Raw genomic sequence first — 6,184 nt, 5'->3', positions numbered from 1 at the left:
CCTTTCCCCGCCCCCCCCAGCGGAGCGTTACGCGGGCTTCAGTTCCTGCCGCTGCCGTCCCAGGCCCTCGATCTCCAGCTCGACCACGTCCCCCGCCCGCAGGTACGGCTTGGGCTCGGGCCGGCCGAAGGCGACGCCCGCCGGGGTTCCCGTGTTGATGACGTCTCCGGGGTGCAGGACCATGAACTGGCTGACGTAGCGCACGACTTCACCCACGGGGAAGATCTGCTCGGCGGTCGTCCCGTCCTGCTTCAGCTCGCCGTTGACCCAGAGCCGCAGCCCCAGCGCCTGGGGGTCGGGCACCTCGTCGGACGTCACGAGCCAGGGGCCGAGCGGGTTGAACGTCTCGCAGTTCTTCCCCTTGTCCCACGTGCCGCCCCGGTCCATCTGGAACTCCCGCTCGGAGACGTCGTGCGCGACGGCGTACCCGGCGACATGCGCGAGCCCCTCCTCGGCCGACTCCAGGTAGCGGGCGGTACGGCCGATGACGACCGCGAGTTCGACCTCCCAGTCGGTCTTCGTGGACCCGCGCGGCACGAGCACGGTGTCGTACGGGCCGACGACCGTGTCCGCCGCCTTGAAGAAGATGACGGGCTCGGTCGGCACCGGGGAGCCCGTCTCGCGGGCGTGGTCGTGGTAGTTCAGCCCGATGCACACGACCTTGCCGATCCGGCCGACCGGCGGTCCGACGCGCAGCCCGGTCGCGTCCAGTGCGGGCAGCTCGCCCGACTCACCGGCGGCGCGGATCCGGCCGAGCGTCTCGTCGTCGGCGAGCAGCGCGCCGTCGATGTCGTCGACGAGGCCCGACAGGTCCCGCAGGGTCCCCTCGGCGTCGAGCAGCGCGGGGCGCTCCGCACCCGCCGTACCGACTCGCAGCAGCTTCATGGTCACAATCTCCCTCGATCGCGGGCGCGCCCGCCGACGGGTGCAGCCACCGGAGGACTGGTCGATCCTCCGATCCGGACGTCCACTCCGCAAGACCCCGTTCACGTACTGGACCGTCACTACGGCCGCCTCGACCCCCGTCACCTGTAGAGCACCGCTCGCTCGACCACGCTCCAGGCCGTGCTGGTCACGACGTACAAGGCTGCGGCCAGCGGTACGACGGCGACCGTGACGAGGGTGAAGAACGACAGGAACGGCATCACCTTGACGATCGCGCCCAGGCCGGGCGTCCCCTCCTCGACCGTCGCCGCGCTCGTGGCCGTCGTGCGCCGGGCGAGGCGGTAGCCGAAGGTGGCGACGGCCGCGACGACGGCGAACAGGACGAGGTAGACGAGCCCGGCCCCGCCGAACATCCCGCCGTCGGCGAGGGCGTCGGTCCAGCGGTCGCCGAGGGGCGCGTCGAGGAGCCGGTGGGTGAGCAGGCCGTTGGTCTCGCCGCCGATCGTGGAGTGCGAGAAGACGTAGTAGAGGAGGAGGAAGGCGGGCGCCTGGAGCAGGCTGGGCAGGCAGCCGGACAGCGGGGACACCTTTTCCTCGGCATGCAGTTCCAGCACGGCTCGCTGGAGCTTCTCCGGGTCGCGCGCGTGCTTGCCGCGCAGTTCGGCGATCCGCGGCTGGAGCGCCGCCCGCGCCTTCTGGCCGCGTGCGGCGGCCCGTGACAGGGGGTGGACGAGCAGCCGGACGAGCGCGGTGAACAGGATGATCGCGGCGGCGGCCGCGGAGGTGTGGAAGAGGGGTTCGAGCACGTCGGCGAACCGCTCGACGAGGTGGACGAAGTAAGAGAAGACGGACATGGGTGAGGAGCCCTCCGGGGGTCTCGTCGTGCCGGGACGTGGATACGGCGGCATGACGGCCCGCGCGGGCGCACGGAGTTGAAGGGGTGTGGTGCGGTGTGCCCTACGCGACGGCCGTCGGGAGGGCGTGTCCCGGTGCCCTGGGCCGGGGCCGTCCGGAGTCGTCGGGATCGCGCTGCGGCAGGAAGGCCGTACGGCGGTCCCGGTCGCGGATGGCCGTACGCACCCGGGTGCGGGGCACGGCGGGGGCACAGCGGGCGGCGGCGAGCGAGCAGACGGCGAGGGCGGCACCGGCGGCGGCTGTCGCGGCGAGGGCGACGGTCGCGGAGAGGGCGAGGGTGGCGGAGAGGCTGCCCGCGTCGAGCAGGGCGAGGCCGAGGACGGCGAGGAACAGGGCGAGGCCGGGCCAGTGACGGAACACGGGAGCGGTGCGGACCAGAGGACTGCGGAACGTGGTGCGGGGCAGAGGGGTGCGGAGCATGGTGTGGATCACTCCGGCCCCCTTCCTGTCGCTGGCTGCTCTCGTGCGGCGTGTCGGGTGTGGTGGTCGCTGTGTGGTGGTCGCTGTCGACACTGTCCACGCTGTTCTTGTTCGGTTATACCCGAACGGGCCGGGGGCCGTGGGCGAAGCCCCGCTCTACGCGGCCCGGCCGAGCACCTTCACCAGTTTCCCCCACACCACCAGGCGGTAGCGGGAGGTGTATTCGGGGGTGCAGGTGGTGAGGGTGAGGTAGTGGCCGGGGTCGTCGTAGCCGTAGCCGGGGACGGTGAGGGAGCGGGGTACGGGCCGGATCACGCCGGTGTCACGGGGTGAGGTCTGGGCGAGGACGACGTCGACGGCGTAGGTGTAGGTCGCGTCCGCCGTCTCGACGACGACCGTGTCCCGGGGCTTGAGCCGGTCGAGGTGCCGGAAGGGCTCTCCGTGGGTGTTGCGGTGCCCGGCGAGGGCGAAGTTGCCCTGCTGGCCGGGCTGTTGGGTGTGGGCGTAATGGCCGACGTAACCGTTGTCGAGAACTTTCCGCTTATTGGTGCCCTCGGCGACGGGGGCGCGGACGTGGAGGCGGGGGATGAGGAGGACGGCGTACGCCTGGGAGGGCGCGGGCCGGGCCACGGGGGGTTGCGACGCGCCGGAGGTGACGCGGGACGACGGGGTCCCCGGCAGCCCGTCGGCCTGCCCGGGAGGTGCCTGACCGGCTTCCGGCGTGACCTGCCCGGACCCCTCACCCGCGCCCCACTGCCGCTCCAGGGCCTCCACCGTGCGCTCGGCGCCCTCGCGGGCCTCGCGGTTGGTCCACCACAGCTGATGGGCGACGAGGAGCAGCCCCAACAGCCCGGCGGTGACGAGGAGTTCGGCGCCGGTCCACAGTGCGCGCCGATGCCGTAGACGACGACGTTCACGCCGCCGCCGTACGCCGTGATGTACGACGGGTCCCCGCACGGGGGCACCTCCTTCACCGGGCCGTCCGCACCATAGGCGCGCGGCCGTGAGGTCTCCAGACCCGTGCCCGTCCGACCGCAGGGGCCGGCCGGTCGACGGCCCTTCCGTTCCTCCCCTCTGTTCCTCCCCTCTGTTCCTCCCTCCTGTCGGTCCTCCTGTCGGTCCTCCTGTCGGTCCTCCTGTCCGTCCTCCTGTCGGTCCTCCTGTTCGTCCGCTCGAACCTTCCTCCACAGGTTTGGGAAAGGGGTGTCAGAACTCTCGACAAGACCACGCGCCGCCCCCGATGCTTCGTGACGCGCTCACGAACTCACGTTCCCGCACGAGCTACGAGTGGCGGACCCCGGCCGGGACGGCCGGCCCGTACTCGGTCACGGACGCCGCCGGTCGGGACGACCGGCACGTCCTCAGTCGAGTGAAGCGGAGAAGTCATGATCCGACGCAGAACCCTGCTGGCGGCCACCGGTGGCGCCCTCCTCGGCACGGGCCTGGCCGCAGGCACCGCCCACGCCGACGCGACGATCGGCGTCAACCCGTCGACCACCTTCGGCAGTTGGGAGGGCTGGGGCACCTCGCTGGCCTGGTGGGCGAACGTCTTCGGCGCCCGCGACGACTTCGCCGACATCTTCTTCACCACCAAGTCGGTGGCGTACGGCGGCAGGACGCTGCCCGGCCTCGGCATGAACATCGCCCGCTACAACCTGGGCGCGTGCAGCTGGAACAGTGTGGGCGGCCAGTCGATGGCGGTCTCCCCCAACATCCCCGCGTTCAAGCAGATCGAGGGCTTCTGGCAGGACTGGAACAACGAGGACCCCACGTCCTCCGCGTGGAACTGGTCGGTGGACGCCAAGCAGCGGGCGATGCTGACGAAGGCGACCTCGCGGGGCGCCATCACCGAGCTGTTCGCCAACTCCCCCATGTGGTGGATGTGCCAGAACCACAACCCCTCGGGCGCGGCCGGCGGCGGCAACAACCTCCAGACGTGGAACTACCGCCAGCACGCCTCCCACCTGGCCGCCGTCGCCCTCCACGCCAAGAACAACTGGGGCGTGAACTTCGCGACGGTCGACCCCTTCAACGAGCCCTCCTCGTCCTGGTGGACGGCGACCGGCAAGCAGGAGGGCTGCCACATGGATTCCACGGTCCAGGCGGCCGTACTCCCGTACATGCGCAGCGAGTTGGACAAGCGCGGTCTGACCGGCACGCGTATCTCCGCGTCGGACGAGACGAGTTACGACCTCTCGCGCACGACGTGGAACTCCTTCAGCTCGTCCACGAAGGCCCTGGTGAACCGGGTCAACGTGCACGGATACCAGGGCTCGGGCGGCCGTCGGGACCTGCTGTACACGGACGTCGTGACAAACTCCGGCAAGCCCTTGTGGAACTCCGAGACCGGCGACAACGACGGCACCGGCCTCTCCATGGCGAAGAACCTGCTCTACGACTTCCGCTGGCTGCACCCGACGGCCTGGGTGTACTGGCAGGTCATGGACCCGACGGCGAACTGGGCGATGATCGCCTACGACGCGGCCACCCTCCAGCCCGGCGCGGTCACCACGAAGTACTACGTGATGGCCCAGTTCAGCCGCCACATCCGCCCCGGCATGACCATCCTCGACACCGGCGTCAGCTATGCCGTCGCCGCCTACGACAGGACGGCCCGCCGCCTGGTCATCGTCGCCGCGAACACGGCCACGTCGGCCCAGACCCTCACCTTCGACCTCTCCCGCTTCTCCACCGTGACCGGCGGCTCCGGCGGCCTGGTCCCGCGCTGGAACACGGCGACGTCGGGCGGCGGCGACCTCTACACGGCCCGCTCGGACACGTTCCTGTCCGGCAAGTCGGTGAGCGTGCCGTTCGCGGCGGGCGCGGTGCAGACGCTGCAGATCGACGGCGTGACGCTGTAGGGACACCCTGAGTCGAGCCGCAGGCCGGGGACAGGCGGGTGGTCCCCCGCCCCGTCCCTGGCCTGCGGCTATCTCCTCATCGTCACCGGTCGGCAGTACGGTGTCACCCATGCGCCCCGACACGCCTGCCGAGAACGTCGACCACACCGCCGAAGCGGCACGCCTGGAGCGGACCGCCGGCCTGTATCCCGAGGACGCCGAGGCCCTGCTGCTCCAGGCCGCGGCCCACCTGGAACTGTCCGGCGACCGCCCCGCCGCGAGCACCCTCTACGACCGCCTGCTGTCGTCCCCGGCCGCCCTGGACGCCCCGCACCTGGTCCGCGCCCTGAAGGCCTCGAACCTGTGGGAGTACGGCCACGAGGCCGAGGCCCGCGCGATCATCGACGGCATCCGTGCGGCGGCCCCGCGCGACCCGGCGCCCTGGGTGATCGTCGCGGAGTCGCTGGAGTCCCACGACGAGCTGGAGGCGGCGGAGGCGACGTTCACGGAGGCGGCCCGGCTGCTGCTGACGGACGTACCGGAGCCGCCGTACGCCACGCACCCGCTCCTCTTCGGCCGGCACCGCGTCCGCCGCATGCTGGGCGCGCCGCACGACGACTGGGACACCCAGGCCGACGCCCTGAACACGTCCCCGGTCTCCCTCGACGAACTCCACGACCCGAAGCGGGTCTGGTCCCTCGGCTCGGAGAACCCGGCGGAACTGGAGGCCGAGATCTTCCGCCTCCGCGCCGAACTCGGCACCTTCCGCGAGGCCCTCTCCCGTCCCTTCCCGGTGGCCGTCCTGCACTGGCCGGCGGGCGAACTGGCGGAGCTGGTGTCCGCCTATCCCGCCCTGGCGGACGAGTACCCGTCCCACGAGACCCACCTCGCGGTGATAGAGGCGTCCCTCCGCGAACTGTCCGCCTCCGGCACGGGCAACCTGGGCATCGTGACGGGAACGGTGCCCTCTTACGAGGCGTTCGCGGCGTCGGAGGGCACGTCCCCCGGCGACTCCGACCTCCTCCCCCAGTACGCGACGACGCTGGCGGCGAGGGGGAGGAGGTCGGAGTCGCCGGGGGCCTGTCTCTTATACACATTTACACCTGCCACGAAAAAAAAAAGGA

The 6,184-nt window shown here is 71.3% G+C and carries 6 protein-coding genes; 2 read left to right on the top strand and 4 right to left on the bottom strand.

Annotation, left to right across the window (positions count from 1 at the left end; translation table 11 throughout):
* Positions 1 to 27 precede the first annotated feature (27 nt).
* The 4 genes from P1P75_RS38835 to P1P75_RS38820 form a co-directional block, all read right to left on the bottom strand.
* On the bottom strand, positions 28 to 885 hold the full coding sequence (locus P1P75_RS38835) for a fumarylacetoacetate hydrolase family protein (protein WP_319264258.1): 858 nt from the start codon (positions 883 to 885) through the stop codon (positions 28 to 30).
* A 140-nt stretch (positions 886 to 1,025) separates the two neighbouring features.
* Positions 1,026 to 1,739: a YidC/Oxa1 family membrane protein insertase gene (locus P1P75_RS38830; RefSeq protein ID WP_319264257.1), complete on the bottom strand. Its 714-nt coding sequence runs from the start codon at positions 1,737 to 1,739 to the stop codon at positions 1,026 to 1,028.
* 103 nt (positions 1,740 to 1,842) lie between these two features.
* Positions 1,843 to 2,220 (bottom strand): DUF6412 domain-containing protein, encoded by a 378-nt coding sequence (locus P1P75_RS38825; protein WP_319264255.1) that lies wholly within the window; start codon positions 2,218 to 2,220, stop codon positions 1,843 to 1,845.
* 156 nt (positions 2,221 to 2,376) lie between these two features.
* Complete coding sequence (locus P1P75_RS38820; RefSeq protein ID WP_319264253.1) at positions 2,377 to 3,177, bottom strand: class E sortase; 801 nt, start codon at positions 3,175 to 3,177, stop codon at positions 2,377 to 2,379.
* A 428-nt stretch (positions 3,178 to 3,605) separates the two neighbouring features.
* On the opposite strand from P1P75_RS38820, the gene P1P75_RS38815 reads away from it, so the two are divergent.
* Positions 3,606 to 5,081, top strand: a complete 1,476-nt coding sequence (locus P1P75_RS38815) for a glycoside hydrolase (protein WP_319264251.1) — start codon at positions 3,606 to 3,608, stop codon at positions 5,079 to 5,081.
* Positions 5,082 to 5,190: 109 nt separating this feature from the next.
* A partial coding sequence (locus P1P75_RS38810) for a hypothetical protein (RefSeq protein ID WP_319264249.1) occupies positions 5,191 to 6,184 on the top strand: 994 nt, incomplete at its 3' end.

Source organism: Streptomyces sp. ID05-39B, from assembly GCF_033794725.1.
Lineage (GTDB): Bacteria > Actinomycetota > Actinomycetes > Streptomycetales > Streptomycetaceae > Streptomyces > Streptomyces bobili.
The sequence above is the reverse complement of the archived record's forward strand: the minus strand, read 5'-3'. Positions and strand labels throughout refer to the sequence as shown.

Coding starts and splice junctions, on each gene's coding strand:
- P1P75_RS38835 (WP_319264258.1), bottom strand. CDS start 885: ATGAAGCTGCTGCGAGTCGGTACGGCGGGTGCGGAGCGCCCCGCGCTG.
- P1P75_RS38830 (WP_319264257.1), bottom strand. CDS start 1,739: ATGTCCGTCTTCTCTTACTTCGTCCACCTCGTCGAGCGGTTCGCCGAC.
- P1P75_RS38815 (WP_319264251.1), top strand. CDS start 3,606: ATGATCCGACGCAGAACCCTGCTGGCGGCCACCGGTGGCGCCCTCCTC.
- P1P75_RS38825 (WP_319264255.1), bottom strand. CDS start 2,220: ATGCTCCGCACCCCTCTGCCCCGCACCACGTTCCGCAGTCCTCTGGTC.